Annotated in this window: 29 protein-coding genes, 1 tRNA gene and 1 pseudogene; 21 read left to right on the plus strand and 10 right to left on the minus strand. The window is 36.2% G+C overall.

The window, feature by feature from the left end:
- Both B3X18_RS02560 and B3X18_RS02565 read right to left on the minus strand, forming a co-directional pair.
- Positions 1–83 (minus strand): annotated as a pseudogene (locus tag B3X18_RS02560) (Rrf2 family transcriptional regulator); the annotation flags it as partial.
- A 111-nt stretch (positions 84–194) separates the two neighbouring features.
- A complete protein-coding gene (locus B3X18_RS02565; RefSeq protein WP_005025696.1) occupies positions 195–839 on the minus strand; it encodes a hypothetical protein in 645 nt (214 codons plus the stop codon).
- 202 nt (positions 840–1,041) lie between these two features.
- Between B3X18_RS02565 and B3X18_RS02570 the strand changes: the two genes are divergently transcribed.
- The 3 genes from B3X18_RS02570 (at position 1,042) to B3X18_RS02580 (ending at position 3,948) form a co-directional block, all read left to right on the plus strand.
- Positions 1,042–1,518 carry a phasin family protein gene (locus B3X18_RS02570; RefSeq protein ID WP_005405581.1) on the plus strand — a complete coding sequence of 159 codons (477 nt, stop codon included), beginning with the start codon at positions 1,042–1,044 and terminating at the stop codon, positions 1,516–1,518.
- Between the two features lie 157 nt (positions 1,519–1,675).
- Entirely contained in the window at positions 1,676–1,948 is a 273-nt protein-coding gene (locus B3X18_RS02575; RefSeq protein ID WP_005014561.1) for an HU family DNA-binding protein, read from the plus strand.
- Positions 1,949–2,076: 128 nt separating this feature from the next.
- The gene (locus tag B3X18_RS02580; protein ID WP_005025697.1) at positions 2,077–3,948 is read left to right on the plus strand and encodes a SurA N-terminal domain-containing protein; all 1,872 of its coding nucleotides are present in this window, start codon (positions 2,077–2,079) and stop codon (positions 3,946–3,948) included.
- A 55-nt stretch (positions 3,949–4,003) separates the two neighbouring features.
- Here the strand turns inward: B3X18_RS02580 and B3X18_RS02585 are convergent, their stop codons facing one another.
- The 5 genes from B3X18_RS02585 to B3X18_RS02605 all read right to left on the minus strand — a co-directional run bounded on the left by B3X18_RS02585 (position 4,004) and on the right by B3X18_RS02605 (position 9,226).
- On the minus strand, positions 4,004–4,495 hold the full coding sequence (locus tag B3X18_RS02585; protein ID WP_005025698.1) for a GNAT family N-acetyltransferase: 492 nt from the start codon (positions 4,493–4,495) through the stop codon (positions 4,004–4,006).
- Positions 4,496–4,586: 91 nt separating this feature from the next.
- Positions 4,587–5,786, minus strand: coding sequence for an acyl-CoA dehydrogenase family protein (locus B3X18_RS02590; RefSeq protein WP_005025699.1), 1,200 nt, complete (start codon positions 5,784–5,786; stop codon positions 4,587–4,589).
- Positions 5,787–5,817: 31 nt separating this feature from the next.
- On the minus strand, positions 5,818–7,110 hold the full coding sequence (locus tag B3X18_RS02595) for an acyl-CoA dehydrogenase family protein (RefSeq protein WP_034670014.1): 1,293 nt from the start codon (positions 7,108–7,110) through the stop codon (positions 5,818–5,820).
- Positions 7,111–7,332: 222 nt separating this feature from the next.
- Positions 7,333–8,706, minus strand: coding sequence for an ABC1 kinase family protein (locus tag B3X18_RS02600; RefSeq protein ID WP_005025702.1), 1,374 nt, complete (start codon positions 8,704–8,706; stop codon positions 7,333–7,335).
- A gap of 217 nt (positions 8,707–8,923) precedes the next feature.
- Positions 8,924–9,226, minus strand: a complete 303-nt coding sequence (locus B3X18_RS02605) for a hypothetical protein (RefSeq protein ID WP_005025703.1) — start codon at positions 9,224–9,226, stop codon at positions 8,924–8,926.
- A gap of 187 nt (positions 9,227–9,413) precedes the next feature.
- Here B3X18_RS02605 and B3X18_RS02610 point away from each other — a divergent pair, with 187 nt between their 5' ends.
- The 3 genes from B3X18_RS02610 (at position 9,414) to aroC (ending at position 12,032) form a co-directional block, all read left to right on the plus strand.
- Positions 9,414–9,788 carry a hypothetical protein gene (locus B3X18_RS02610; RefSeq protein WP_016801264.1) on the plus strand — a complete coding sequence of 125 codons (375 nt, stop codon included), beginning with the start codon at positions 9,414–9,416 and terminating at the stop codon, positions 9,786–9,788.
- Between the two features lie 129 nt (positions 9,789–9,917).
- Complete coding sequence (gene prmB, locus B3X18_RS02615) at positions 9,918–10,928, plus strand: 50S ribosomal protein L3 N(5)-glutamine methyltransferase (RefSeq protein ID WP_017401065.1); 1,011 nt, start codon at positions 9,918–9,920, stop codon at positions 10,926–10,928.
- 12 nt (positions 10,929–10,940) lie between these two features.
- Positions 10,941–12,032: a chorismate synthase gene (gene aroC / locus B3X18_RS02620; RefSeq protein WP_005025706.1), complete on the plus strand. Its 1,092-nt coding sequence runs from the start codon at positions 10,941–10,943 to the stop codon at positions 12,030–12,032.
- A 34-nt stretch (positions 12,033–12,066) separates the two neighbouring features.
- Here the strand turns inward: aroC and B3X18_RS02625 are convergent, their stop codons facing one another.
- Complete coding sequence (locus B3X18_RS02625) at positions 12,067–12,546, minus strand: CinA family protein (RefSeq protein ID WP_005025709.1); 480 nt, start codon at positions 12,544–12,546, stop codon at positions 12,067–12,069.
- Positions 12,547–12,810: 264 nt separating this feature from the next.
- On the opposite strand from B3X18_RS02625, the gene B3X18_RS02630 reads away from it, so the two are divergent.
- The 6 genes from B3X18_RS02630 (at position 12,811) to B3X18_RS02655 (ending at position 15,203) form a co-directional block, all read left to right on the plus strand.
- Positions 12,811–13,044 (plus strand): hypothetical protein, encoded by a 234-nt coding sequence (locus B3X18_RS02630; protein ID WP_005014533.1) that lies wholly within the window; start codon positions 12,811–12,813, stop codon positions 13,042–13,044.
- 234 nt (positions 13,045–13,278) lie between these two features.
- A complete protein-coding gene (locus B3X18_RS02635) occupies positions 13,279–13,722 on the plus strand; it encodes a hypothetical protein (RefSeq protein ID WP_005025711.1) in 444 nt (147 codons plus the stop codon).
- A gap of 14 nt (positions 13,723–13,736) precedes the next feature.
- Entirely contained in the window at positions 13,737–14,288 is a 552-nt protein-coding gene (locus B3X18_RS02640) for a M23 family metallopeptidase (protein WP_005014531.1), read from the plus strand.
- A 98-nt stretch (positions 14,289–14,386) separates the two neighbouring features.
- Complete coding sequence (locus B3X18_RS02645; protein ID WP_005014529.1) at positions 14,387–14,581, plus strand: hypothetical protein; 195 nt, start codon at positions 14,387–14,389, stop codon at positions 14,579–14,581.
- Positions 14,582–14,667: 86 nt separating this feature from the next.
- Positions 14,668–14,744: transfer RNA gene (locus B3X18_RS02650), tRNA-Met, on the plus strand.
- A 249-nt stretch (positions 14,745–14,993) separates the two neighbouring features.
- Entirely contained in the window at positions 14,994–15,203 is a 210-nt protein-coding gene (locus B3X18_RS02655) for a cold-shock protein (protein WP_005014527.1), read from the plus strand.
- A gap of 75 nt (positions 15,204–15,278) precedes the next feature.
- Here B3X18_RS02655 and B3X18_RS02660 read toward each other — a convergent pair whose 3' ends face one another.
- Positions 15,279–15,959, minus strand: a complete 681-nt coding sequence (locus B3X18_RS02660) for a DUF421 domain-containing protein (protein ID WP_005025716.1) — start codon at positions 15,957–15,959, stop codon at positions 15,279–15,281.
- Between the two features lie 235 nt (positions 15,960–16,194).
- Between B3X18_RS02660 and B3X18_RS02665 the strand changes: the two genes are divergently transcribed.
- The 3 genes from B3X18_RS02665 (at position 16,195) to B3X18_RS02675 (ending at position 18,603) form a co-directional block, all read left to right on the plus strand.
- Positions 16,195–16,791: a phosphatase PAP2 family protein gene (locus tag B3X18_RS02665; RefSeq protein WP_005025717.1), complete on the plus strand. Its 597-nt coding sequence runs from the start codon at positions 16,195–16,197 to the stop codon at positions 16,789–16,791.
- 262 nt (positions 16,792–17,053) lie between these two features.
- On the plus strand, positions 17,054–17,530 hold the full coding sequence (locus B3X18_RS02670) for a BLUF domain-containing protein (RefSeq protein ID WP_034670007.1): 477 nt from the start codon (positions 17,054–17,056) through the stop codon (positions 17,528–17,530).
- Between the two features lie 152 nt (positions 17,531–17,682).
- Positions 17,683–18,603: an alpha/beta hydrolase gene (locus B3X18_RS02675; RefSeq protein ID WP_034670005.1), complete on the plus strand. Its 921-nt coding sequence runs from the start codon at positions 17,683–17,685 to the stop codon at positions 18,601–18,603.
- Between the two features lie 357 nt (positions 18,604–18,960).
- Here B3X18_RS02675 and B3X18_RS02680 read toward each other — a convergent pair whose 3' ends face one another.
- A complete protein-coding gene (locus B3X18_RS02680; RefSeq protein ID WP_017401141.1) occupies positions 18,961–19,326 on the minus strand; it encodes a NirD/YgiW/YdeI family stress tolerance protein in 366 nt (121 codons plus the stop codon).
- A gap of 314 nt (positions 19,327–19,640) precedes the next feature.
- Here B3X18_RS02680 and B3X18_RS02685 point away from each other — a divergent pair, with 314 nt between their 5' ends.
- The 6 genes from B3X18_RS02685 to B3X18_RS02710 all read left to right on the plus strand — a co-directional run bounded on the left by B3X18_RS02685 (position 19,641) and on the right by B3X18_RS02710 (position 25,027).
- The gene (locus tag B3X18_RS02685; RefSeq protein ID WP_034670002.1) at positions 19,641–20,414 is read left to right on the plus strand and encodes a glucose 1-dehydrogenase; all 774 of its coding nucleotides are present in this window, start codon (positions 19,641–19,643) and stop codon (positions 20,412–20,414) included.
- Positions 20,407–21,609, plus strand: a complete 1,203-nt coding sequence (locus B3X18_RS02690; protein WP_034670000.1) for an alpha/beta hydrolase family protein — start codon at positions 20,407–20,409, stop codon at positions 21,607–21,609. The genes B3X18_RS02685 and B3X18_RS02690 overlap by 8 nt, the downstream gene beginning before the upstream one ends.
- Before the next feature lie 407 nt (positions 21,610–22,016).
- Complete coding sequence (locus tag B3X18_RS02695) at positions 22,017–22,244, plus strand: hypothetical protein (RefSeq protein WP_034669998.1); 228 nt, start codon at positions 22,017–22,019, stop codon at positions 22,242–22,244.
- 262 nt (positions 22,245–22,506) lie between these two features.
- Positions 22,507–23,076 (plus strand): hypothetical protein, encoded by a 570-nt coding sequence (locus tag B3X18_RS02700; protein ID WP_034669995.1) that lies wholly within the window; start codon positions 22,507–22,509, stop codon positions 23,074–23,076.
- Between the two features lie 992 nt (positions 23,077–24,068).
- On the plus strand, positions 24,069–24,512 hold the full coding sequence (locus tag B3X18_RS02705; RefSeq protein WP_005025735.1) for a BLUF domain-containing protein: 444 nt from the start codon (positions 24,069–24,071) through the stop codon (positions 24,510–24,512).
- Between the two features lie 317 nt (positions 24,513–24,829).
- Entirely contained in the window at positions 24,830–25,027 is a 198-nt protein-coding gene (locus tag B3X18_RS02710) for a hypothetical protein (RefSeq protein ID WP_227548695.1), read from the plus strand.
- Positions 25,028–25,329 lie beyond the last annotated feature (302 nt).

Raw genomic sequence — 25,329 nt, forward strand, 5'->3', positions numbered from 1 at the left:
AGCGTGATCGTTTGTTCAGTTGGCTGCAAAGCTAAATCAAGTAGAGCAGTCACTGCGTAGCGACCGCGAGTGGTTAAGCGCATGACTCGATACACATGTTGAGACTAGATATATAGATTTTAAGAATCCCGACTAAAATAGTCAAGTTTTTTTACGGTTAATTGTAATGTTTTAAAACCTAAGTAAAAATATTTTTATTTTGGCCATAAAGTATATATCAATAAAGTAATAAAAAGCAGGCTTATAACCAATAAAGATAGCTTTAAATATTTGTTTTTTTGCTCAATACGTCGAATACGGCTTTTATGCAATTTTACTTCCACCAAAAGTGAGTTAATTTGTACTCGCTGCTGGTCAATTTTTTCAAGTAGAGGGGCAATACGTTTTCTTGACGCAATGACTTCATCTTCTTGAGGGGCTTCTTTTAACCACTGACGCCAGTCAGCAAATAGTTTTGGTACACTAAAGTGTAAAATAAGATCACGAAACTCGTCACGTAATAAAGGATCTCCTGCAATACGCATGGCTTTAATACTACGACGATTACCGAAAATAATGATGCGTAATAAATCTAGCAGGGTAGAGTTAATCTCTAAATCAACTGGCTTTACAGGAGCACGGCTGTCAAAAAGCAGACCATGAGGACTAAACTGTACATAAAAATCAAAATAGGGTAGATAACTATTAATTTTAAGTACGATTTGCTTTTCAACAAATTTTTTGGCGTGTACGCGAACGACCCGATCATGCTTCAACACAAAAGAAAAAACCGTTTCCAGTACGATCATCACAATGGTGAGCAACAAATGATGATTTGTTCTTTGTTGCGACTCGCTCATATATCTTTATCCTTTAGTATTTAATAGAGCGTCCCGTCTCTAACCCGAACTGAGACTGCTGCATACTCTTAATAATTTACTGATTTAATGTGCTTTGTAGAACAGTTTAATCAAACGATCAAGCCCGGGCGTTGTTATTATAGGGCTATTTTTGTAGCTAAATGCAGTATAATGTTTATAAAATATTCAGGAGATTGTTTAAATGGATAATACCAAAACGGATCTGGTTGAAGAAACAACATTAGATAGAAAAATTCCTGGAACCAAGAACAGTACAAGAAGCGGCCGAAAGTCTGCTCTGGATTTCAGAAAATATACTAAACAGATTTGGCTAGCTGGCTTGGGTGCATTTTCTCGTGCTGAGGAAGAAGGAAATAAATTATTTGACTCACTGGTCAAGGTTGGAGAAGAGCTGGAATCTAAGACATCAGATTCTGCTGAAGCTGGTAGTAAAATAACTGAACCCTCTCGAAATCCGGTTCATGAAATCAAGGATGGCGTAGAAAAATCTATAGATCACAGTATTCAGAATTCATTAAGCAGGATCGGACTGGCTACTACTAAAGATATTCAACATCTGGAACAGTTAATATTACAATTACATCATAAGGTTGACGTTTTAGTAAAAGAAAACCAGATATTGAAAGAACAAGAGTTGAAAAAGCAGTCTGAATCTTAACTTTCCTAATTTTTCAACATTTTTTTAGCATTAATTTTTGCGAAATCTTATTTTTCAGTATTGCGTTTTCCCCTTAAGCATTGCTATAAAGGCGTCATGGCCTTTTAAACTACAGCCTTGGTTCTTAAACAAACGATATCAAGAGGACGTTATCTTCATGAATAAATCAGAATTAATTGATGCGATTGCAGAAAAAGGGGGATTGTCTAAAACTGATGCTGGTAAGGCATTGGATGCGACTATTGCTTCAATTACAGAAGCGCTTAAACAGGGTGATACTGTAACTCTAGTGGGTTTCGGTACTTTTGGCGTGAAAGAACGCGCGGCTCGTACTGGTCGTAACCCTAAAACTGGTGAAGAATTACAAATTAAAGCAAGCAAAGTGCCTAGCTTTAAAGCAGGTAAAGGCTTAAAAGATTCTGTAGCTTAATCTTTTGTGGCTCAAGAACGCGCCAGAAGGCGCGTTTTTTATTAAAATGAAGAAAAGCCTGGCTTTATACATTCATTCACTTGTGTTTTTCAGTTAAAATCCCTTCGAAATAAAATATTGGAATACTTATGGAATCTTTTCGTAAAGTCATAAAGGGTTGGCTTGGTATCGTCCTGCTAATTTTGTTTTTGACCCCTTTAGCATTTGTAGGTATTGAAGGATATTTTAGCGGGGGTAATAAAGAAAATGTCGCTGCTACAGTAAACGGGCAAGAGATCTCCAAAAAAGAACTAGAGTCACTGACTAAATCTTATAAAGAACAATATTTAAACTTTGTAAATGGCGATGAGACCTTGCTGAATCAGCCTTTTATTCAGCAAACGGCACTGGATCATCTGATTGCACAGAATCTGATTTTACAGCAGGCTGAAAAACTGGGTATTTCTTTAAGTGATGCACAAATTGAACAGATGCTGGCCCAACAGCCAAGCTTCCAGCAAAATGGACAATTTTCTCAGACATTATATGAAAACTACTTGCGTTCTGTCGGGCTAACCAGTCAGGGCCTGATTGCAAACTTGCGACAAGACCATGCTTTAAAAATGTTAAATAGTACATTTGTAGATTATACGCTGGTCAGCAAAGTTGACATGAATCAGATTGCTAACTTGCAGACTGAGCAACGTACATTATTCCTGTCCAGCATTCCGCTAGATGAATATAAAAAGAATATTCAAGTTAGCCAGCATGACATTGCTAACTATTATCAGAAGCATAAAAACAGTTTTAAGCAGACCGCCCATGTAGATGTGGATTATATTGTCTTGTCACCCGAACAGGTAAATGCTAAAGCAGCACCTGTTACGGGTGCTGAATTGCAGCAGGCTTATGCAAATTTTGTCGAAGCTCAAAATAAGAATGCACAGCGTGAAGTTAAGCATATTCTTATTGCAACTTCTGATACCCGAAACGAAACCCAAGCGCAGAAACTCGCTAACGAGGTTTATGCAAAGATTCAAGGAGGGATGAATTTCGCACAGGCAGCTGCACAATATTCAGATGATACGGACTCTAAAACGAAAGGTGGTCTGATTGAAAGTTACCAGACAGGAGTTTATTCTGAAGCTTTTGATAAAGCTGTTCTGGGTTTAAAAGCAAATCAGATATCTCAACCCGTAAAGACCCAATATGGTTATCATATTATTCAGGCACAAACACTTGCGCAGAATATTCCTTCGTTTGAAACTGAAAAGAGCCATCTCGCTGCTGAAATTCAAAAGTCTAAAGTTGCAAACCTGTTTACTGATACGGTAAACAGTTTAAATGAAATGGTTGTTAGTAGCGATTCACTTGATGTGGTGCCTCAAGAAATCAAAGGTACACGTATAGAAACAGTTAAAAATGTTGGTTTAAATACTCGTCATCCAGTATTAAATGACCCAAGTGTGAAAACCCGTATTTTTAATGAAGATGTTAAAAATGGCGATCGTAATGTAACTAGCAATCTGCAACTTGCTACAGGGGAAGCAGTTTGGGTTAAAGTACGTGACTATCAGCCTGAAGGAGTTCAGTCGCTAGCTCAAGCTACTCCTGCAATTAAAACTAAAATAATTGACGAAAAGGCTGCTGGTTTAGCTGCCGCGAAGCTTAAAACTATGCTGGATGAATTTAAAACTCAACCAGCTCAACAGGTTTTAGCTAAACATAAAGTAGCTTTCCAGAGCGCTGGTACATTTACCCGTTCTCAAGGCTTAAAGCGCGAAGTCGAACGTGCTGCTTTTAGTGTAGCAGCCCCAAAAGCAGGTATGTGGTCTGTAACTACAGCAGCCTTGCCTAATGAGCTGGTATTGGTTGCTGTGGCAAATGTTAATAAAACCACTTCTAATGCTTTAACACCGGAACAGCTTCAGGAGCTAAGTAAGCTCTATCAGCAGTTACGTGGGCAGCAGGAGCTGGAAGATTACACCCAATATCTAAAATCTAAAGCTAAAATTAAATAGCCTTTAAAATAAAAAAAGCACTTCGGTGCTTTTTTTTATTGATCAGCTTTTTATATTAATAAGCCAGTTTTTTCGCCATCCATATTTCACAAGCATTACTATGTCCTGTATTACCTAAAGGCTGATCAAGACGTTCGAATCCTAGTCGTTCATAAAGTTTGACAGCTTGATATAAGGTGGCAGTTGTTTCCAGATATATTTTCTGGAAGTTTTGCTGTTGTGCAAATTCAAAACATTGTTGTAAAAGCTGTTTGGCCAAACCGTATCCTCGAGTTTCAGGAAGAAAATACATTTTCTGGATTTCCAGAATTGAAATATCTCCCTGTAGCGGTGCAATACCGCCACCTCCTACTATTTTTCCCTGTGTGCTCTCTACTATCCAATAGCGACTGTTGGGTTCTTGATAAATCTGATATAGATCATCCAAGATGGGATCGGAGACTGCAAAACCTGCATCACTGGCAAGGCCGAATTCCTGAGAGACAGTACGGATAATTTGGGCAATAGATGGATTATCTTTAGATTGAATAAGTCTTAAATTAAACATATTGGAATTAGTCAGAACTTAAAAAGAAGACAGACTGTTATAACAAAAAATCAGTTAGTTGTAAGTCTGTCTCTCTATAAGCGGATCTTTGCTATTTAAGTTCGCTGGAAGTTTTTCCTAACTCGCGCCGGGCAATAATCAGCTGTTGAATCTGCTGAGTACCTTCAAAAATATCCAGAATCTTTGAGTCACGTGCCCATTTTTCTAACAGTTCGTCTTCCCCATAACCTACGCTACCTGCAAGCTCTACACATTTTAGTGTAATTTCATTACCAATTCGACCTGCTTTAGCTTTGGCAATTGATGCTTCTTTTGAATTCGGTTTCTTGTTGTCTGCCATCCAGGCAGCTTTTAATGTGAGTAAACGTGCTGCTTCCCACTCCGCCTCCATTCTATAAATCTGTGCAGCGAGATATGAAGTTTGTAAATAAGGTGTAGCATAGTTCTGGTCAAGCTGTTCTTTAAAAATTTCCTTGATACGTTCCAGAGAAGCCCGGGCACAACCTACTGCCATAGCAGCCACCAGCGGACGTGTATTGTCAAAAGTTTCCATCACTCCAGCAAAACCTTTCGCTATATCAATATCCGGATTTCCAAGTAAGTTTTCAGCTGGTACACGGCAATTAATAAAACTGAAAGCCGCTGTATCTGAAGCTTTTATTCCTAATTTATGCTCTAGTCGTTCTACTTTCATACCCGCTGTACCTTTCGGTACCACAAAAGATTTGATTGCTGCACGGCCGAGCTTAGGGTCAAGCGTAGCCCAAACTACAATTGAATCAGCACGCTGGCCTGATGTTACAAAGATTTTTTCACCGTTCAGTATATAATCTGTTCCGTCTTTAATTGCTGTAGTTCGGATTGCTGCAGAGTCAGAACCACAGTCCGGTTCGGTAATTGCCATTGCAGCCCACATCCCTTTAAAGCGTTCTAACTGTGAGTCATTGGCCACTGCTGCGATGGCAGAATTTCCCAAACCCTGACGAGGCATACTGAGCAATAGTCCTGTATCGCCGTAACACATTTCCATAATGCCCAGAGCTGTGGACATATTTACACCATTTTTATTACCCTGTATGTCGGCGCCACGTTTTCCGACTGCTGCACCTGCATTCAGTCCTTCGCCCCCTTCATTCATTCCATCGATGAGAGAGGCAATCATATCCAGTTCTTTAGGGTAGCTGTGTTCAGCTTTGTCATACTTACGAGAAATAGGACGTAATACATGTAAAGCAACCTCTCGAGCTTGCTGTACCATCAGCTTATACTTTTTTGGATTCTGCAAATTCATTTTTTAACCTTTTTTATAATAATGGGCTGATTTAAGCGTGTAAGCCAGAATACAAAATCGCTGTGGCTCGCAAGTCCCGATACCAGCGCTCTACCGGATATTCCTTGGTAAAACCGTGGCCTCCTAAAATCTGTACACCATCAGTACCAATTTTCATGGATTTTTCTGCACATAAAAGCTTTGCCAGATAAGCCTCCCGGTGAAAGGGTTCTCCTGCTTCTGCAAGGCTGGCGGCATTCCAGAGCATCATGCGCATTGCCTCAATCTCAATGGCCATATCTGCAATTATAAAAGCGATACTCTGACGATGCGAAATAGGCTCACCAAATGCCATACGCTCATTTGCATAACGAACACAGTAATTTTTTACAGCCTCACAAGTGCCGATAGCCAGTGCGCACCACATCAGCTGGCCTAAATCTAGAAAAGCGCTATAGTCAAAGTCTTCATCTCCCAGCCGCTCAGCAGGAGTTTGATTAAACTTTAATGTGACAGTTTCACAGGCTTTAAGTCCCATGGCAGGATATTTTTTATAACTTACCGTACTATCGCGTATTGCTACGAATACATCAGCTTGTCCATTATAGTCAGCACTCACAAGGAGCAGATCAGCGGTTTCACCTAAGAGGACCAAGGTTTTTTCTCCAGTAATATAAAACTGCTGATCTTTAAAAACAGCCTGAGTATCTAGCTGAAAAGGGTTAAACGCCGAAGAGTTTTCTTGAGTTGCAAAAGTAGCCTTAAGATCATTGAGGTGGTTAAAAGCGGTCAGGTATTTAGCCTGAACCTGTTCAGAACCCCAGCGACTCAAGGCATTAATTGCACTAAAACCAGAAAGTAGCCCAGCAGCCAGACTGAAATCTCCTCGACCAAGCTGTTCTGTAATCAGAATATTGCTAACAATATTTAAATGGTCTGCTACTCCTCCAAGTGCTTCAGGCAAAGCATATTCATTAAGTCCTAGGTCTTTCGCGTGTTGCCAGATTTCTTGAGGAAAAGTCTCATTATGATCAGCGCGGGCTGCCAGAGGGTAAAGTATCTCCTGTGCAAATTGGTGCATACTTTCAACGAGCATCTGTTGTTCTTCACTCAAGTTTAAATCAAACAGGTTTTTTCCTTGAGGTGATAAGCGCTGTTTTTTTAGTGACTGACTTTTAAAAAACTTTTGTGATTGGCTTAAACTTTTAAAACCAGCTTTAGAGCCTTGGTAAAGTGACTTTTCAATGAGCTTTCTCAAGTTAAACTGATCAATTACTTCACTACCTGCAATTCGGGTAATCAGTGATAGGCCTAGCCCTTGTGCTTTATTCATCATTTTTGTCATATATTTTCCAGCAGTTTTTTATCGTTATGCGGGATATGCTGACATAGCTTATGATAAAACACCATGTCAGATATGACAGAAGTTGATTGGCTCTATTAGAGTATAATGATTATAGTATTTAAAAATTAAATATTTGAAATTTATTATTTATTTTTATAGATTTTATGGTGAAAAAAGCAAAGAATTGACCGGATTGACATGAAGTCATCCGGCCGGCTGTATTTAAAGGTGGTCACGAATCATTTTGCGCACATTGGTTTTAGCATTAATCACAGTCATAAAGGTATAGGCCCCGATAAATTTACGGCTGATAAACATAAACTCTTTTGGCGGTACGCTAAAATAGCGTGATGCCATTGATCTTGATGCCTGTTGCATTACGCGTGCATGAAGCTGGCTTTTCTTCCAGTCATAACGTTCCTGCTCATCCATAACATCTGGTGGTAAGTCAGGATTATTTTCTGTACTGCTGAAGGCTTCTGTAGCCAGCAGAAAAACTTTTGCCATATCAGGTTTGATACTTTGTGGAATAGAGTCAAAAAACTCATAACCTGTCATCGCCTCTACCATAGCTGTCGAGTCATGGTTATAACCTGCCTGGATCAGATTGCGCGCTACACTTAGCAGGTGCTCATCAAACTGCCGAATTGCCCCAAAATCGAGTAAAATAATCTTGTCTGCAATATCTGCGCCATTGCCGAGACGGACCAGATAGTTTCCAAAATTTGGATCAGTCTGCATCTCGCCCCATTCAAAAATTTCACGTACTGCAATTTCTAGCGAAGCTTCACCCAGTCTGTTACGACGCTCTTGGGGTAATGACAGCATAACTGGGCTGTTAATGGGTACACCACGTTCAAATGTCATGCAAAGGACTTGGGGAGCACAAAACTCATCTACAATTTGAGGAACAATATAACGTGGATCATCTTTAAGCCGCTCAGCAAAGCGCTGAGTGGTAGCCGCTTCTATACTGTAATTTACTTCGCGATGCATCATGTCCCGGACTTCATCAAACCACTGATCAAATTCACGGGTTTGCGGTACCATCCGGGTCAGTTTAAGCATGTTTTTAAAAAGGCTCATATCCGAGTCAATCGCGTCAGCCACTCCGGGATACTGAATTTTTAATACCAGCTCTTGACCATCAGATTTTCTTATTGCCCGATGCACCTGAGCTAATGAGGCTGTACCTATAGGCTCATGGTCAATCGTAAGCTGATCCAATTTAGAGCCTAATTGGTCTTGAAGATGGGCTTTAATAGCAGGCCAAGCTAAAGCAACAGTCTGGTTATTTAAGGTATTTAAAGCCTGTGTAATCTCTTCAGGCAAAAAGTGTTCACCATAAAGTGCCATCATTTGGCCAATTTTAACAATTGATCCCTTTAGCTTGCCAATTTCAGAAACCAGATAGTTCGCCTGATCTGTCATGGCTTTTTTACGTTTCTTTTCTTTTTCTTCATCACTGGCAAAGAAGGAGCCGGCATTAGCTGTTGCCCAGCGGGTACCAGCAAGTAATGAGGCTTTCGCAATCGATAAGCGTCGGTCCATAGAGGAAGTTTTTAAATTCTTAAGCTTATCGTTTTGATGTGTCATGAAAGTAAAATCCTTTAGGAGTCGGCCTGATGAGCAATTTTAACCAATATTAACCGTTATCCGCGTATTAAAACAGTTGGACTTAAGGAACGGAGAGTTAAAAAATGCTAATAGCGGAACAAAACATACTTAAGTCACTAAATAGCCTAAGCATATACTTATATAATGATATTCAATGAAAAAGTAAATCTGGCACTCTATTTCAAAAGTAGAGCAATTATCGATATTGAACTTTTAGGGGATGGCGCTGGTTCAGTAAAGTTTTATTACGTATCAAATGCTGTATGATCAAAGCTTTTACACTCTCATGCATAAACCCTAAAGCATAACCTTTTACAATGATTATACTGGGTAAAGTAAAGAAAAAATAACGTGCATCTTCTAAATTGGGCTCTGTAAATACATGATATTCAGCCAAAACTTGCTGAAAGAACAGTTTTTCATGTTGGACTTTGACCGACTGCTCGTCATTCCAGTAGGACTGACGCATAGCCAGTAAATTATTATGCTTGTAACTCATGGTAGAAATATAACAGAAGAACGTATAATAAAATATGAGGACAGTTCTTTAAGATTCAATATGGAGAGTGATAAATTGCAAAAGCAGAATTTCCCGATATATTTTTAAATTTTTATATCGAACTTAAAGAATTTTATGAAAAATCAAAACTAAGCGTTGCAACTGGTATTTAGTTTGGGGAACAAAGATGCGATTAATATTAGGGTCAGGACTTATCTTGATTTCAGCTCAGGCAGCTGCCATTGCTCAGCAAGGTTACTCTGAAACTTATACGCGCTGTATAAACCATGCGTATGGACAAACTGAAGTATTGCAGAAGTGCGTCGATCAGGAGTTAAAGCAACATAAAAAACGATTAAAGAAAAGTTATCGTGACTATTACAAGGTAAGTGGTCAGCACCAGGCAAATGTGATCCAGCAATATGAGCTTTGGGAGCGCCGTGTTCAAAGCCAATGTTATACAGCTATGGATAATCAGTTTGGTCGTCTACAACAATCACGTTGTATATTGGCGCAGGTGATTGAGCAGGCTAACTACTATGGGACCAGATATATTCCTTAAGCTATACTTCTATAACAGATAAAAATAGCCTCCCAAAAATACCGCTTTTACTGAGACAAGCATTATAAAAGCCTGCAAAAAACGGTATCATAAGGCCATTTTTGAAAAGTTGAACTTGGAGAGCCCTGAGTGGAGCGATCGACCATTAGCCCTGAACATTTACAGGAAGCTGCCGAAAATTTAACAACAATTCGTGATTTCATTCGTTTTGGTGTCTCTGCCCTGCGTCAATATGATGCACATCTGGGACAGGGGACTGAAGATTATTTTGCAGAAAGTTCAGCATTGGTATTACAAACGCTCTCTCTAGAATGGGCAGCCAATCCTGAAATCCTGGATGCAAAACTTTTACCAAGTGAAAAAGAAGAGTTTTTAAATCTGCTGGCGCGTCGTGTTAATGAGCGTATTCCTACTTCATACTTGTTAAATCTGGCTTATTTTTTTAATAAACCTTTTTATGTTGATGAACGGGTCTTAATTCCACGTTCACCGATTGCAGAATTGATTGAGAACCGCTTTGCTCCATATTGTCTTGATGAACACGGCCAGTTACGGGAAGCTCATAATAATCTTCCAGTAAATTCAGATCCGCAAACGCCGCGGCGTATTTTAGATATGTGCACAGGTTCTGGTTGCATTGCCATCGCACTGGCTTATGCGTTCTCTGAAGCAGAGGTTGATGCAACCGATATTTCCAAAGAAGCACTTGAAGTGGCTGCCATTAACACTGAGCACCATAATATGCAATATCAGGTTGCCTTGATGGAATCGGATCTTTTCTCAAAAATTCCAGCAGAAAATCAATATGACCTGATTGTTTCTAATCCGCCATATGTTGATGCTGAGGACATGGCTGACCTGCCTGAAGAGTTTCTGCATGAACCTGAGCTTGCCTTGGCTGCCGGTCAGGACGGCTTGGACCTGGTCCGTAAGATGCTGTCTCAGGCTGCAGATTATCTGACTGAAGATGGTCTGATTGTGATTGAAGTGGGGAACTCAGAATGGGCAATGAAGCAGAATTTTAATACGGTAGATTTCCACTGGCTCGAGTTTAAAAAAGGCGGCTCAGGTATTTTTGCACTGACTGCCGAGCAGTGCCGTCGCTATCAGCAACTGTTTCAAGAATCTGTTGAAGTATAAGGAAGATGAAGCATGGCGGGTAATAGTATTGGGCAACTCTTTCGTGTAACCACCTGTGGTGAGTCCCATGGAGTTGGCCTCATGGCAATTATAGATGGTGTGCCTCCAGGTATTGAGCTATGTGAAGCAGATTTGCAAAAAGATCTCGACCGCCGTAAGCCAGGAACTTCAAAGTTTGCCACCCAACGTAAAGAGCCTGATCAGGTTGAAATTGTTTCGGGCGTCTTTGAGGGTAAAACAACAGGTACATCGATTGGTTTGCTGATCCGTAACACTGACCAGAAGTCTAAAGACTATGGCAACATTGCTCAAACTTTTCGTCCTGGTCATGCCGATTATACTTATACTCATAAGTATGGTTTTCGAGATTATCGGGGCGGTGGGCGTTCTAGCGCACGCGAAACAGCAATGCGTGTGGCTGCCGGTGCAATTGCCAAAAAATACTTGGCAGAAAAATTTGGTATTGTGATCCGTGGCCATGTAACCCAGATTGGGCATGAAAAAGCTGAAAAACTGGACTGGAATGAAGTTGCTAATAATCCGTTTTTTTGTGGTGACATAGAAGCAGTTCCACGTTTCGAGGCGCTGGTAACCTCTTTACGTGAACAGGGAACCAGTTGTGGGGCGAAATTGGAAATTATTGCTGAGAACGTTCCGGTAGGCTGGGGGGAACCAGTATTTGACCGTTTAGATGCAGATATTGCCCATGCCATGATGAGTATTAATGCTGTAAAAGGTGTTGAAATTGGTGATGGTTTTGCCGTAGCTGGACAGTTTGGGCACGAGACTCGTGATGAACTGACTACAGAAGGATTTCTGGCAAACCATGCAGGCGGAATTTTAGGCGGGATTTCTAGCGGCCAGCATATCCGGGTAGCAATCGCACTAAAACCTACCGCCAGTATTACGACGCCAGGTAAAACGATCAATCTGAACCGTGAAGATACCGATGTGCTGACCAAGGGTCGCCATGACCCATGTGTGGGCGTACGTGCAACACCAATTGCAGAAGCAATGCTAGCTATTGTGCTAATGGATCACTATCTCAGACATCGTGCACAAAATGCAGATGTGATCCCTCCCTTTAAACCAATTGCCCCATAAACTTTAAATAAAGAGCCCCAATTACGGGGCTTTTTTATCGTTGAATGATTTGTATGATCTCTTGAGCAACCAGCTGGGTAAGTTGGTTCAATTTTGCTGTTGGCGTACCTTCCAGAAAGTATTTAAACTCATAAAGATGATTGTGATCAGAAATTGCAATAAAAAATGTACCCACCGGTTTTTCAGATGAAGCACTACCGCCTGGTTTTAGAAGTCCTGTACAAGCAATAATTATATTGGCGCCTTTAAATAATTTATGACCTTGGATTGCCATGGCAGCTGTAACTTCTGCCGATTCAGCTGTGTATTGTTCAATAAGCATAGAATCAACTTTTAAAACTTCAATCTTGATACTTGGGTCATAACTGACTAATCCTCCTAACAGGATATCTGCGCCGCTATTTTTAAAAATAGAAAACTGACTGGCCAGATAGCCAGAGCTGGCACTTTCAATAAATGCGATTTTTAATGCCTGTGTTTCAAGTAATGCGCAACATTTTTGAATTATGACCATGCTTATAGCTCTAGTTCTTATTTATTCTTAATTACTATATCTGAAAAACCACCTGATTCCACATTAAAGGAAACTGGCTTTAATTGAGTAATTTAGGTCGTAGAACTTGAATCATAAAGTCTTTTTAATGACCTTTAAAGGATTCTGTTGGGTTTTATAGCTTAGTTGTTGCTTTAACAGGCACTAACTACTAAAGATGCATTTCTTAAAGGAAGAAAACCTGTTAAAACTAAAAATAAAGTGTGTAAAGAAGACAGGCCTTTTATGAAAACAATAGTAAAGTACATTGTGTTAAAAAGTAAGGAGTATCAATTAGGCACGCCGTTATTTGAAGAAGAACTAGATGTGGGGAGCCAGTATTTTGACCAGATTCCAAAAATTATTAACTATCAGAATCATGACTTTTGTGTAAAGTCTAAAGAGCTCAGCCGTAAACAAATTTTTGATGATTTTGAAGAATCACAAGTTATTATTGTTAAAGTAATTGCATTAAATTGAAATTGTATAAGGCAACAGTAATGTTGCCTTTTAACTTCTATTACTGAAAAAATTATTAATAGTTTTAAGAAGGTAAATATAAATTTTCATCGCTGCAATCTTTAAATTTGTAGTAACTGAAACATGAAAAGAACAAATTATACTCATATTAAAGATTAGTAGACCAAACAAGAGTACTTAGTTGATATAAAAACATCAAAAATATATATCCCTTCTCTGCTTATAGGGAATATCATGAAATTTAAAGAAATACTTGATCTGCTGATCGATCCGGAACGTACTGGATGGATAGGCGTAAAAAAAACCAATAAATTTTTTAAATATGAAAATATCTATTTAGGTATTCATATCGGTGATAAAGCCATTATTGATATGAGTCTGGTACCTCATGGAGTAAGAGAATGTTATTGTCATTTTGAAAAAACAGGCTTCAAGCTAAAGATTATTTACACTTTTGAAGCAGACTTGGAATATGATCATAGAATACTCTCTAAGCTTAATATTTTTTGTTTTGATGGCGTAGGAGGACAGCAAGCGATTATTCCTGATCTTGACACTGAGCAGGCGCCTATTGAGTTTAAAAAAGCTTTAATAGAACTCTTAAATACAGATAAAAAAATAAGGAAATATATCTTGAATCATATTGATTTTCATCCAAAAAAAGCTTGTACAAACTAACTTTTTGTAGATATATGAGAAAATATATACCCTGTTTAAGTATACTTATATTAATCGCTAGTTTAGGGCTGATTTCCGGATGCCAGCCACCTGCCTCTGGAGAGTCCGCTGGTTTTCGTTATCCTTTTCTTTATAGTCAGCTCATGAACAAAAAGTTATCTGGCCAACTTCCTGTGCCTGTAGAAGGGGTAACAAGGAAACAACTGCAAGATACTTGGGGAGCTGCTCGAAGTGAAGGTAGAAAACATGAAGGAATCGATATATTCGCTAAACGGGGGACACCTGTGCTTAGTACAACTGAAGGTATAGTTAGGCAGGTGGGTACTAACAATCTTGGTGGACAGGTAGTCTGGGTAACTGGTCCTGATTTAACTCATCATTATTATGCCCATTTAGAGAATTATGCTGAAAATATCACTGCGGGGGATTGGATCGAAGCAGGTGAAGTGATTGGCTATGTGGGAAATACAGGGAATGCGCGCGGAACACCGCCACATTTACATTATGGAATTTATATAAATGGGCAGGGAGCAATTAACCCTTATCCTTATTTAGAACCAAACTGAAAAATGAAGTCAAACAGAGAAATTTAAAATTAATTCGCTTAAAATGGTGTCTATAGATACACTTATTAAGTGATTTTTCATTGAAAAGAGATGATAAAATGGAAAGTGGATTAGTTCAGCTTGTGGATTCTTTAAAACTTGAAAAGGAAGGGTGCGAGCCTATACTGTTAGAGCTGGGCACTGTCCTGAAAGTAGTCTATCGTACTTCTGATATTTATCTAGTCAGTACAGACGATGGCTTTACTTTTACACTTGCAGCGAGTCAAGAAGACAAGGTGTGGAAAAAAGTATAAAAGTCAAATAAACCTACGATATTTTATAATAATTAAAATATAAATTGACCTATACCAATTTAAGGCGTATAAAGCTAACTCATTGATGCGGGATGGAGCAGTCTGGTAGCTCGTCGGGCTCATAACCCGAAGGTCGTTGGTTCAAATCCAGCTCCCGCTACCAATAAAAATTTAAGGTTTATAGCCCAGTCTTCTATGATTGGGTTTTTTTATTTTTAAAATATGGGTTGCTAATCTAAAGGAAACCTGTATAATTGCCGCATAACTAGAAATATAGTTTTGTTTCAATAATCTCTCAGCTCGCAGTTTTTTATTAAATCCTTCGTCTTTATCAGATTTTAGTCTCATATATTATTTTCAAGTTATCCTAAGAGTTAAAGACTCTATTTATTTAAAAATTCAGGATTATATTATGTCTAATGTCGTAAAAGGTACAGTGAAGTGGTTCAACGAGACTAAAGGTTTTGGCTTTATTCAACAAGAATCAGGTCCAGATGTATTTGCTCACTATAGCGAAATCACTAACCAGGGTTTCAAAACTTTATATGAAGGCCAGCAAGTGCAATTTACTGTAGTTGACGGTAAAAAAGGCCCTCAAGCAAGCAACATTACTTTAGTGTAATAGCTCGTCTGCCTTAAATAATAAAAACCCATCTTTTGATGGGTTTTTTTATACAACCAACTTTACTTTAAAATATTAAACTGACGTGCGACTCGTTCTTAAAGATTCCGCCCAGTCACTATGGTGACAACGTGGACAACTCTGATCTATCTTGGTCAACATTCTGGTTTCTCCGCATTTCATGCAAGAGTAAAAAGTATTTTCTTTAAGAAGTGTAGCTTTTTGATAAGCCTTTGGAAAAATTGGAAGTCCCCATTTTATATCCTTCTTCTCAAAGAAAAGTAAGCTTAATGCTCCATCTGATTCTAATAGGGCAGTTCTGATCTGACCTAAATGTTCTACATTCTGCTGGCGCATTTCGGCAAAAAATTCATCATGAGAGAAAGTCTCTTTTTCCAAATCCTTAAAAACTAGTTTGCCATCTTCTACTACACAAAGGGGTAAGCCTTCTAGCAATGCTTCTATTTTTTTATTTTTTACCATACTCCAAGTCGTAATCCGATATAGCAGTAGAATAGTAACGACTACTGTAAACGTTTGTATAATCGGCAGTTCCTCCATAAACATCGGATCACCAGCTGCCGAACCCAAACACAAGATTATTGCAACTTCAAAGATTGAGAGTTGCCGTATGCCACGTTTGCCTGATAACCGCAGGAATATAATAATAATTAGATACATCACTACGCAGCGAATGATGATTTCTAAAATAAATTTCCAAGACGTATCTCGTATAAAGATATCTGCAAAATCCATTTAAATTTTTGCCTACCTATATGATAAAAAATCTTAATAAATAATGAGTTAATTGAACAATAACTAAATTAGAGCACGAGAATGTATGGTTTTGAGACACATTTGGTTAGATTAGTTTAAATCTTGCAAGCTGATGAGGTTTAAATTTTTATACATAAATCTAGTTAGTGCTCCTTTCTTTATTTATTAAATATGTCAGTATCATGACCGTAATAATTTTATATATGCCCAGCTTATGTCTTTGGAAACCTTTAACTTAAATTTATTCAAATTAATTAATGCGTCTGAGAATGCAACTGATTTGAGTATTAATGTGGCCATCTTTATTGCTAATGACTTGCTCTATATTATGCTAGTAATATTTCTGGTTTTATGGTTTAAAGGAAATTTTGCTAATAAAAAACAAATATTTAAAGCTTTTATTTTCACCAGTATTGCCATTGCAATCAGCCAGATTATTTCTCAGCTTTTTTATCATCCGCGCCCCTTTGTAATGGAAGTGGGAAGAACAATTATCTTTCATGTGCCTAATGGCTCATTTCCAAGCGATCATATGCTCATTTTTAGTACAATTGCCTTTTCATACTTTTTCTCTAAACAACGTATTATTGGTCTAGGACTGATTGGATTAGCTTGGCTGGTTGCTTGGTCTAGAATATATCTTGGAGTACATTTTCCTTTGGATATGTTAGGAGCATTTTTTATTGCCTTGGCAATCAATATACTAGGTTTAACCTTATGGAAAAACTATAGTAATATATTAATGCAATTTATATTAAAAATATATTATTTTTTATTTAAGAAAATAATAGATAAGGGCTATATACGATAGATTAATTTTTATTATCTTAAGATTAAATTATATAGAAATTTAATGTTCTGAATCTAGTGAAATAGAATGAATTTTTGATAAATATATAACTTATATATTTAATTTTTAATATGATATTAAAGTAGTATGATAATATATAAATCAAGACATAATATAGTTTTATTATATTTTAATTAAATTAATAAAATACTACGGAAGGTTATGGGAGATTAATTTTTTAATATCAAGTTTATATCTGACTAATTGTGGTAGAGGAAATAGAATGCTTATTCAACTTTGCTATGCAAGTGAAAGAGTAGAACACTTAAATAGTGATCTTTTGGAGGATTTAAGTAATATTTTAACTAAATCAAAACTGTTTAATCAGGAACAGCAGATCTTTGGAGTTCTTTATTATGCTAATGGTTTTTTCTTTCAGTGTCTTGAAGGAGAGAAATCTCAAGTAGAGGCTCTTTTTGTAAAAATACAAGATGATAAGCGACATCATAAAATTAAGTTATATAGAACTGTTATTATAGATGAGATAAATTTTAAAAGTTGGTCTATGAAATATGTTGAAAAAAATACTTGTATAGAACGCTTCTTTCATAAGCGTGGTAAAAAAAATTTTCAGCCTTTAGAGCTTTTACAAGAGGATATCGCTTCCTTATTAGAGGTATTGATTGATTCTATAGAGTCAGAATTGCCTAAGCGAACAAGACAAGGACTTAAATATCGTGGAGTAAACCGGTTTCTATAACTCATCCCTTCTTTGAGAGAATATATCTTTTCTCAAACTCATAGTTTAATTTTTTAAAGGTTTAATGCACAAAATATTTAACGATTTTTATTGATAATGATTATTAATTAAAGTAGGGTGGATAATAATTTTTAATCTGCTTTTTATCAAATATGGCTAAAATCTTTTTTTTGGGCAAAAAAATCTTAGAAATATTTCTTATTTTAGGCATGGCTAGTACGGTTGCAATAACTGTTCATGCTAAACCTGATCTTAAACCCTTAGGTAAAAACATTGCAGATACAGGTTCACAAGTTTATAACTTTCAAACTAAAAAATTCATCTCTAAAGATCAAAAGCGAATTTACAAGGTTTGGTTAGGTATTCCTAAGCAAAAAAAGAATCTATTAACTGGAAGTACTGCTATTTTTATGCTGGATGGTAATTCCGTAATGTCCCGCCTGAATGAACATCTACTTCAAGGTATGGCCGAGCAGGATGCACCAGTTTTAGTTGCGATTGGTTATGAGACTAATCTGCCTTTTGATTCTAAGGCGCGTTCACTAGACTATACACCTGCAGATGAAACAGGTGAGCTGGCAGCTGACCCTCGAAACCCTGAACGATTGAGTGGTGGAAGTAAGGCATTTCGAAAAATTATTATACAAGAAATAGCACCGTGGGTAGAACAGCAGGTCAAATTAGACCCTAAAAGAAAAATACTCTGGGGACATTCATACGGCGGATTATTTGTATTGGACAGTTTAATAGCTGGACAGTATTTCAGTCATTACTTTGCGGCAAGTCCTTCGTTATCATGGGCAGATCAACGTATAATGAAAAAATTAAGGAGTACAAAAGAACCTTTTGCTGAGTCTAAACAACTTATACTTATGGAAGGAGATATTACTCCTCAAAAAAATCAAAAAGTTAGTCCAAATTTTAACAAAGATATGATTGTGAATAATCGTGAGCTACTTTCCTATGTACATAGTCAAGGAGTAAGTGCCAAATTAATAATTTATCCGGAATTAAGCCACGGTGAGGTATTTGGGGCATCATTAAAGGATATATTAATGAATAAGCTTTTTTAATTTATATGACTTAATCAATCTAATAGAACTGATTAAGATTTGGTGAAATAGTTAATTTTACTTAAAAGTAATTAATAAAATTTAAAAATTTTTACTAAAAGGTAGGCTGGCAAAATATAAAAGGAAAATTTGAAGTGTTCGCTCAAAATTTCTAAGGAGAAAATATTGATACCCCTAATTTTAAATACATTATACGGCATTCTATCTATATGAAAGGTCTACTAGCACCCTAAAAATTATCTAGATGGGCATGGCAAAATATATCAGTTTATTGAAATGCCAGCCCTCTAGAGATTTAAGCCTCAATTAAGCTTAATTATTGCTGAAAAATAAGAAATTCCCAAAAAATAGGTTCAATCAACGAAGTATCTCTATTTTTGCTACGTCGATATCAGTAGGTTTATAGCGGTGGGTATCTACTTCACCCATTATGCGTACTTTTGTGCCTGGTTTAAGTTGAGAAGGAGTCGCCAGATCATCATCAATTTCAATATTTATGGTACCGGTTGAATCTTTAAACTCATAATGATCACTCTTAATATGGCGAGTTATTTTTCCAGTCAATGTAACAGCTGTTTCATCTTTTGCTTTAATTGCCTGAGCCACGGTTACCTTATTTTTAATAGCTGCATTTATAAGTTTTTGGTCATTAGTATCTGCAAATATTTGAGTAGATAATACGGAGATTAAACCTGTTACCATAATTTTGCCAAGTTTTATCATGAATTATTCCTTTCATTATTAAAATAAATTTATAAAAAATTTAGCTTAATTTTAAAATATCTATATTATTAAATTGTTATTTAATTTATAGGTAGTTGAAGTTAAATAAAATTTAAATTTTTATAAAAATATTAAGATTATAATTTTTGATACTTTTAGTAATTTTTAATTTACTTTTAAATTTATAAGATTAATTTGTTTATTGTAAGTATTAATAATTTTAAATAAATTCAGGAGATATCTTGAAAAGAATAATCTTAAGCTAAGACTTTAAATCTTTCATATATTTTTATCTACAGGAGAAGAACAAGAAAATGTATCAGTCCCTATTAGATTTATCCGGCAAAACGGCATTAATTACAGGCGGAGCCGCAGGCATAGGCCGGGCCTGTGCTTCATTATTAGCTGAAGCAGGAGCTAATGTGATGATAGCTGATCTGAATTTAGAGGCTGCTCAACAGACTGCTGAGTACATTAAAGAACAGACAGGAGGTGATATACGCAGTATCACATGTAATATTCTCAAGGATAGTGAGCTAGTAGGAGCTGTTGAAAGTACATTAGAAGCATTTGGGCATATCCATATACTGGTCAATAATGCTGGCGGAGGCGGAGGCGGTCATGAAGCGCCTGATCAGATCAGTGTAGATGATTTTGTTCGTGACTTTCAGCTAAACGTATTCGCTGCCTGGCGTCTCTGTCAACTTGTGGTTCCGCATATGAATATAGCAGGCTACGGTTCAATAGTTAATATTACTTCTATGAGTTCTGTTAATAAGAGTCCTGCTATGAGCGGCTATGCTGCTTCTAAGGCTGCGTTAAATCATATGGGTGCTAATTTAGCACATGACTTTGGGCCTATAGTACGCATTAATGCTGTAGGACCAGGGGCTATTCGTACAGCTGCACTGGCAAAAGTTCTCACTCCTGAAATTGAAAAACGCATGCTGGCTCATACCCCATTGCAGCGTTTAGGTGAACCGGAAGATATTGCTAAAGCAGTCTTATTCTTTGCTGCTCCTATATCTTCATGGATCAGTGGTCAAACCTTATTTGTAAATGGCGGCGGAGTACAAACCCTTGATTAAATTATCTCATCCTTTAAAATTTCTAATCGCAGCCCTTAGCTTTGGCTGTACAACTTTAGCTGTTAGCCAAACTAACACTACTGTAGCTTCTAAAAATTATCATATTTCCAGTACTAAACCTGGCACAATTTTATCCGCTCAGGCACAGCAGCCGGGAGCGGATTATGCACATGCCGGACAACGGTTTTTGATTAATTATCGTAGTCGGGGAGTATATGGGGAGCCCATTGTTGCCTCAGGCTTTATTATTCTCCCTAAAGGCAAAGCACCAAGACAGGGCTGGCCAGTACTTGCCTGGGCACATGGTACTACAGGAGTTGCAGACACATGTGCACCTTCAGAAGATTATGCAGGCGGACCAGTCCATAGTTATCAACAAGTCGCTGATGCTGCCTTAGATACTTGGTTAGCACGCGGTTATGCGATAGTTGCACCTGATTATCAAGGTTTAGGCACTCCAGGCGGGCATCCTTATATGAATGCTACTAGCCAATTACATACAGTAGTTGATGCAGTGCGTGCACTACATGTTTTAATGCCAGGCCAGATTAACAAGCAATGGTTAGTAATGGGTCATAGTCAGGGAGGAGCAGCTGCATTAGCGGTAGCTGCATATGGACAAAAAGATGCACCTGAACTTAACCTGAAGGCGGCACTGGCTCTTGCACCAGGCGGATATCAGTATGAGGGTATTGCTGAGTATGCCCAAACTCATCCTAAACCTGACACCAACGTTGCTGCTTTTTTTCCAATAGTTCTACTCGGCGCTCAAGCTGCTGACCCTGCTATAAATCCTGATAATCTGGTAAGTCCAGAAATGCAGCTTTTACTTGATCAAGGACGTAAACGCTGTCTGAGTGAAATGCAAACAGAGCTAAAGCAGTCGCCAGATCGTATATTTAAGCCAGAAGCCAATTTAAAACCATTGCTTGATTACCTTAAATTGCAGTCTATTGAGCGTATGACTCCTACTGTACCTCTCATGCTTGTACAAGGCACGAATGATCAGCTGGTAGATCCACGCGGAACCTATGCTTATTATCAGCAAGTTTGTAAAGCTCATAAACCAGTTGTATACCATTCTATTAATGGAGGTGACCACCGAGATGCAGTACGTCAAAGTCCAAATTTTTCAGCAGAGTTTTTAAAGACTCTCAATAATGAAAAAATACCAACTTCTTGTTCGACAAAATAATAGTTAACTTAATAAAAAATTATTTCTAGAGAGATAGTTTGAAATAGTATAATTGTATTAATGATGAGACACTGAAATTAAGATTATTTCAGTGTCTTTATAATAATTGGGAATTAAAAATATATTCTAATAGAATATATTTTATTAAATTAAGAGGATTTAAATTCCCGAGCTTGAGTATGGAATATCTAACCTATAAAAATAATTTTAAGTAATTTATGTAAATAAGCAACTTTATAAATTTAATAAATATAATAAATATAAGGCCTTATTTTTAAGGAGTATAATTTTAAATTACATTTATATTATTTGATACATTCTTGGAATATATATTTAAAAGAAAGGTGTATGTTAATAGAACTAGATAGGAATCTAGCCACTCTATTAAGATTATGAGGAATTTTAAAATGTCAAATCAACAAAATCAGCAAAATGATCAACAACATCAACAGGGCCAACAGAATCAGCAAAGTGGTCAACAAGGTCAGCAGAGCAGTCAACAAGGCCAGCAGAATCAGCAAAATGATCAACAACGCCAGCAGGGTCAGCAGAGCAATCAGAATGACCAGCAGAATCAGCAAAATGATCAGCAGCGTCAACAGAATGATCAAAATCAGAATGATCAGCATATGTAATAGTAAATATTAGCAAGCTGAACCTTCGCCTGTTAAAAAAGCCCTCTCTTAAAGTCTGGGCTTTTTTATTTTAATATAAAAAATTATTTAACTATAGTTACTAAAACAATCTTAACTTAAACTTCTTAATGTTTTAGCTTGAAATAATTAAAACTTTAGTTTTATAAAAACAAATATATTAACTAATGTTACGTTTTTACATCTTTTTTAAAAATACTAGTATTTAAAATAATTAAAAATTTTTATTGAAAAGATGATTATAATGAAAAAGAAGTTAATAGAGACTAGCAGGAAATCTTATAAATTATGGTTTAACTCTATGTCTGATCAGGAAAGAGAAGAATTAAGTGCAATAGGTATACAGTGCAGAGCCGATGCTCAGTTTTTTAAACAGGAAATTTTAGATATTCATAGTCACTTAAATAATCTCAAGTTAAAAGAGAATAGACTATTATTTAATAAATTTATTAATAGATTTCTTGCACTTATTCCAAAAAATATCCATTCTTATATTGATAGGGAATCTTTAGAAGCAGACTCTGATTATCGGGCTTGGCTAATTAATCGGCAAATGTTTGTATTTAACTATCTTATTGCAAAAAGTAATTTCGATTTAAGTAAAGGTGAGAACTATAGTCATATTTTATGGTCTCCTGTGATTGATAGTGCTACTCCTCAACAATGTTATGACTTCAATAATAAAATTTTTAAAATTACTGATATAGAATTTCAAAGATCAGCTACAGAACACTGGAGTAAACCAAAAAAAGGCTGTAAATGTAGTTTGATATCTATAAATAATCGTCAAGCTGAAAAATATATAAGTTTATAGATTACAAGATAGGCTAATAAAATTTGCAGATGGTCCTGATATATTTTATCTTATAGACTCTAACTAAAAGTATATTATTATTTAGTACTCGTAAAATATAAAAATAGAGTAAGAATAAAATAATTATCTTTACGTAGGTATTGCATTATCCATATGGAGCACCTCATATCTCTAAACTCTCAACATTAGCAAGTAACTTTAAGTACTTCTGTACCAGAGGCATTCGAAGAAATGATTTCGTTATTATTTTAGTAAAATACCAGATTAGATACATAAATTTTAAGTCATCTTCGTGGTCTCTTTCAGAAAACGCGGTAGTTCAAACAGCGGGTGTTTTAATTAAGCCTGTTAAGGTTTATATAAGAAAATTTTATATGAGACTTCGAATATCTTTAGAAGAAGTAGTTCATTAAAACCATAGAGTCTTTAGCGAATCAAAGATAAAAAGCCACTCAATTACTCAATATTTGTTCATATATAGTAGCAAATATTTCTTATGATACATTTTTTGGATTATCATCAGGCTTCATTAAAAAGGTTAACTGTTGAAAGTAAAAATAGTTTTTTGTTAATTTGGTTCCATAGTTCTTCAAATAGTGTGCTATGACATTGCTGTTGTAGAGAGCTAATGAGTATTATTCTTTATGGTTTAACTTTGCATAAAGCTTGCAAGATCCTTAGCGTATTGATTTATGTTACGACTTTCCCAAAATCGGGAAGAATGATCATGATAGCCGTAGCTAGATGTAAGAAAACTATAGGTTGCCGGATAAGCCGTTTCACTTTTAAATGCATGATGACAAAATGGCCAACGATGTAACAGGCCAATAGGTGTGTCTTCATCTTAATCTTCATAAGAAAGATAAGTAGCATCACTGATGTTAATAGAGTTGTGGTTCATCATTTGTTCATACAGGAAAAAGATAATTTATATAAGGTCGGTTTTTAAAGTTTTCTATGTGGGTTTTTATATGTCTGGTTTGGAGGTGAACGTGAGTGATGTAAGATTGTTGTATGTAAGTAAGTTAAAAGACTGTGCCAATCCAATGAATGAATTATTCAACATTCTTACAGAAGCATTAGATTTTAATAACCCTAATCAAATTTATGGAGCCCTTTACTACGGTAATAATTATTTTGTTCAGTGTCTTGAAGGAAACAAAGAAAAAGTAGAACATTTATTTTATAATAAAATTTTAAGAGACATACGTCATGAACAATGTGAAATTATGTCTTTTGAGAATATAAATGAACGTTTATTTTCAAATTGGCATATGAAATATGCAATTTTCCATAAGGATATATTAAGATTTTTTTGTGAACATCACCTTGATGAGTTTAATCCATATTTACTTAATACTGGAACTATACCTAATTTTATAGATCTTCTAGCTAAACAGCCAGATAGCTACTATAGCTTAAAGCAAAACTGCTAACAGCAAATAGACTATATAGCTTTAGAAGCTATATAGTCTAACAACTTGTATTAAAAAATAAGCTATAAAATATTTATAACTAGAAGATTATATTAAATATATTTATGTCGATAAAAATAATATTAAAACTTACAATATGCTTACCAGATTTTGAATAAGATAATGTTATAAATAAATTCTTCTAATGATATTAGGTTCTAAAGTTTTTGATAAAGCATCATGAAAATTTCTGTCCAGACTTATATGATTACCTTTATAGCCAGACTTTAAAGGCATATAAACCTGTAAAGTCGAAAGAACGAAATAAGATTTTATTCTTGGCTAAAGTCATAGAAGTTTTTTCAAACCTAGAAGCGATAGACTATGATTTAGAAATTGGAGCTATTAGTATAACATTAGAAATTAATCTTAAGTTCTATACCTTTTGGAGTGTAGAGATGCCGAGGATTGAAAATAAAACACAATTTGTAAAATACCTTGGCTCTCAACTGGAAAATATTTTTTTAAAAACTTAAATAATGAGTTTTTATATTTAATTATATAGCATCATTATTCCCTGTTAAATTAACAAACATTAACATAAAAATTTATTTTAGATCAACTGATTATTAAACTAAATGAATTTATAAAAATTAATTTTTTGAGGTTACTATTTTAACCTTAGAGTACTAAGACCGTCTTTTTGTTTAGCCAGTAAATTAATAAAAGGAGAGATAGTATGGTTCGTTAATAAATAAGGATTAAAAGCTTCTAGATGATGATCTTTAAAAAAGTGCATGACTTCCTTGTTAAAAGCTGCATATTTCATATGCCAATT

Origin of the sequence: Acinetobacter sp. UBA6571, assembly GCF_002434085.1 — a bacterium.
Classification (GTDB): Bacteria; Pseudomonadota; Gammaproteobacteria; order Pseudomonadales; family Moraxellaceae; genus Acinetobacter; species Acinetobacter radioresistens.

What these genes read in the sequence shown, in the direction of transcription:
- aroC (WP_005025706.1), top strand. Translation starts at nt 10,941, where the DNA reads ATGGCGGGTAATAGTATTGGGCAACTCTTTCGTGTAACCACCTGTGGT.
- B3X18_RS02590 (WP_005025699.1), bottom strand. Translation starts at nt 5,786, where the DNA reads ATGAATTTGCAGAATCCAAAAAAGTATAAGCTGATGGTACAGCAAGCT.
- B3X18_RS02630 (WP_005014533.1), top strand. Translation starts at nt 12,811, where the DNA reads ATGAAAACAATAGTAAAGTACATTGTGTTAAAAAGTAAGGAGTATCAA.
- B3X18_RS02635 (WP_005025711.1), top strand. Translation starts at nt 13,279, where the DNA reads ATGAAATTTAAAGAAATACTTGATCTGCTGATCGATCCGGAACGTACT.
- B3X18_RS02585 (WP_005025698.1), bottom strand. Translation starts at nt 4,495, where the DNA reads ATGTTTAATTTAAGACTTATTCAATCTAAAGATAATCCATCTATTGCC.
- B3X18_RS02695 (WP_034669998.1), top strand. Translation starts at nt 22,017, where the DNA reads ATGTCAAATCAACAAAATCAGCAAAATGATCAACAACATCAACAGGGC.
- B3X18_RS02655 (WP_005014527.1), top strand. Translation starts at nt 14,994, where the DNA reads ATGTCTAATGTCGTAAAAGGTACAGTGAAGTGGTTCAACGAGACTAAA.
- B3X18_RS02625 (WP_005025709.1), bottom strand. Translation starts at nt 12,546, where the DNA reads ATGGTCATAATTCAAAAATGTTGCGCATTACTTGAAACACAGGCATTA.
- B3X18_RS02610 (WP_016801264.1), top strand. Translation starts at nt 9,414, where the DNA reads ATGCGATTAATATTAGGGTCAGGACTTATCTTGATTTCAGCTCAGGCA.
- B3X18_RS02670 (WP_034670007.1), top strand. Translation starts at nt 17,054, where the DNA reads ATGCTTATTCAACTTTGCTATGCAAGTGAAAGAGTAGAACACTTAAAT.
- B3X18_RS02640 (WP_005014531.1), top strand. Translation starts at nt 13,737, where the DNA reads ATGAGAAAATATATACCCTGTTTAAGTATACTTATATTAATCGCTAGT.
- B3X18_RS02565 (WP_005025696.1), bottom strand. Translation starts at nt 839, where the DNA reads ATGAGCGAGTCGCAACAAAGAACAAATCATCATTTGTTGCTCACCATT.
- B3X18_RS02675 (WP_034670005.1), top strand. Translation starts at nt 17,683, where the DNA reads ATGGCTAAAATCTTTTTTTTGGGCAAAAAAATCTTAGAAATATTTCTT.
- B3X18_RS02575 (WP_005014561.1), top strand. Translation starts at nt 1,676, where the DNA reads ATGAATAAATCAGAATTAATTGATGCGATTGCAGAAAAAGGGGGATTG.
- B3X18_RS02600 (WP_005025702.1), bottom strand. Translation starts at nt 8,706, where the DNA reads ATGACACATCAAAACGATAAGCTTAAGAATTTAAAAACTTCCTCTATG.
- B3X18_RS02580 (WP_005025697.1), top strand. Translation starts at nt 2,077, where the DNA reads ATGGAATCTTTTCGTAAAGTCATAAAGGGTTGGCTTGGTATCGTCCTG.
- B3X18_RS02700 (WP_034669995.1), top strand. Translation starts at nt 22,507, where the DNA reads ATGAAAAAGAAGTTAATAGAGACTAGCAGGAAATCTTATAAATTATGG.
- B3X18_RS02595 (WP_034670014.1), bottom strand. Translation starts at nt 7,110, where the DNA reads ATGACAAAAATGATGAATAAAGCACAAGGGCTAGGCCTATCACTGATT.
- B3X18_RS02660 (WP_005025716.1), bottom strand. Translation starts at nt 15,959, where the DNA reads ATGGATTTTGCAGATATCTTTATACGAGATACGTCTTGGAAATTTATT.
- B3X18_RS02680 (WP_017401141.1), bottom strand. Translation starts at nt 19,326, where the DNA reads ATGATAAAACTTGGCAAAATTATGGTAACAGGTTTAATCTCCGTATTA.
- B3X18_RS02605 (WP_005025703.1), bottom strand. Translation starts at nt 9,226, where the DNA reads ATGAGTTACAAGCATAATAATTTACTGGCTATGCGTCAGTCCTACTGG.
- B3X18_RS02645 (WP_005014529.1), top strand. Translation starts at nt 14,387, where the DNA reads ATGGAAAGTGGATTAGTTCAGCTTGTGGATTCTTTAAAACTTGAAAAG.
- B3X18_RS02685 (WP_034670002.1), top strand. Translation starts at nt 19,641, where the DNA reads ATGTATCAGTCCCTATTAGATTTATCCGGCAAAACGGCATTAATTACA.
- B3X18_RS02665 (WP_005025717.1), top strand. Translation starts at nt 16,195, where the DNA reads ATGTCTTTGGAAACCTTTAACTTAAATTTATTCAAATTAATTAATGCG.
- B3X18_RS02570 (WP_005405581.1), top strand. Translation starts at nt 1,042, where the DNA reads ATGGATAATACCAAAACGGATCTGGTTGAAGAAACAACATTAGATAGA.